Source organism: Bacillus sp. LR--39 (assembly GCF_053613335.1).
The window spans coordinates 1-1,792 of the sequence record NZ_JBSIOT010000081.1; the positions used below are offsets into that span (position 1 = coordinate 1).

General features: G+C 48.2%; 2 protein-coding genes. One reads left to right on the forward strand and one right to left on the reverse strand.

All coding sequences use genetic code 11. From position 1 onward, the window contains the following. Positions 1-424: pyridoxal-phosphate dependent enzyme (locus ACWHAR_RS20465; RefSeq protein WP_452087658.1), on the forward strand; the 424-nt coding region annotated here is incomplete at its 5' end. A 33-nt stretch (positions 425-457) separates the two neighbouring features. On the opposite strand, the gene pepV is transcribed toward ACWHAR_RS20465, so the two are convergent. Further along, positions 458-1,792: dipeptidase PepV (gene pepV, locus ACWHAR_RS20470; protein ID WP_452087659.1), on the reverse strand; the 1,335-nt coding region annotated here is incomplete at its 5' end.

Consider the following 1,792-nt stretch of genomic DNA (forward strand, 5'->3'; position numbering starts at 1 on the left):
AAAACCGCTCGGCGCTTTTGTAGCCTCCTCTGGAACGGGCGGAACCATTACCGGAACAGGTGAGGCGCTCAAAGAGCTTTTTCCGGATATCACGGTTCATGTTGTTGAGCCAGCGGGTTCGCCTGTATTATCCGGCGGAAAACCTGGCGCTCATAAACTTGTAGGAACGAGCCCAGGCTTTATACCGCCGATTTTAAATGAAGACGTTTATGATGAAATTATCAAAATCTCTGATGAAGACGCGTATACGACGACAAGACGGCTTGCTGCTGAAGAAGGAATTCTTGTCGGTCCTTCATCAGGCGCTGCCTGCTTTGCGGCAATCGAAACAGCGAAACGCCTCTCTCCTGACAAAGTAGTGGTCTGCATGACAGCTGATACAGGAGAACGGTACTTATCAACTGATTTATGGTCATTTATTTAAAAAAAGGACTGGCTTCAGCAGAAGCCGGTCCTTTTATTTTGCAAGCTCGTAAATGGCCTGAGCATATAACGCTGTCGATCTCAGCAGGTCATCAATTTCGATATATTCATCCTTTTGATGTGCGCTGTCAGGGCGTCCGGGGAACAGCGGGCCGAACGCGACACCGGCTTTTAAGGATCTCGCATATGTCCCCCCGCCGATTGAGATTAAGTCAGCTTTTTTACCCAGCTGGCCTTCATAAACCTTTTGCAGGGTTTTGACTAACGGATGATCTGCGGACACGTGATGCGGCTTGCTGTCTTTGAATTCTCCCAGCTCAAATTCAGATGCGCTTTCGAATGCATCGCGAATCGCTTTGCTTTCTGCTGTCACAGGATAGCGGATATTGATCCCGAGCTCGCCTCCTTGCCCTTCTTTATAGCGCAGTGTTCCGACATTTAATGTCAGCTCTCCGCTGATTTCATCCTCACAGTCAATGTCCAGTTTTTTTCCTCTTGTATCACCTGAGAACTTATCTGTCACAACTTGCACAAACCGCTTTCCTGCATCGTCAAGCTCAGTCTGCTGGAGAAATTCGCACAATAAAATTCCGGCATTGATCCCATTGTTCGGTTCCATCGCATGGCAGGAAAGACCGTACATACGCAAAATGAGCTGTCCGTTCTCTATTGCAGCTTCCCCTTTTTGATCCGTCGTGCGGAGCATGTCTTTAAATGAAGACATAATCTCTTCTTTTTTCGGCCCTTCAATGACAGCTTCCGCAGCGTCAGGCACCATGTTTAAGCGAAGGCCTGATTGAAACGAGACAAGCACTGCCTTTGGTTCAGCTTGATTTGGGCGGTGCGGAATAAGTAAAGAAGCATCGATGATCCCTTTTTCCGCATTAATGATCGGAAAATCGGCGTCAGGCGCAAAGCCCATTGTTGGCATTTCTTCATGCTTGAAATAATGCTCTACGCATCTCCAATCACTTTCTTCATCTGTTCCGATAATCATTCTGACTCGCTTGGACAGGGGCAAATTCATGTCTTTCACGATTTTCAGCGCGTAGAATGCCGCCATTGTCGGGCCTTTGTCATCAATGGCGCCCCTTGCATAAATCCGTCCGTTGCGGATTTCAGCTGAAAATGGATCACTCGTCCACCCATCTCCCGGCGGCACGACGTCAACATGGCAAAGTACGCCGATAATGTCATCGCCCTCCCCCCATTCAATATGACCTGCGAAGCCGTCAAGATTTTTTGTTGTAAAGCCTTCTTTTTCTCCAAGCTCCAGCAATGAAGTCAGGCTGGCATTTACCCCTTCTCCAAACGGTTTACCGGGTCCGGCGGTTGTTTCGTCCATGACACTGTTGATTCTCAAAAATTC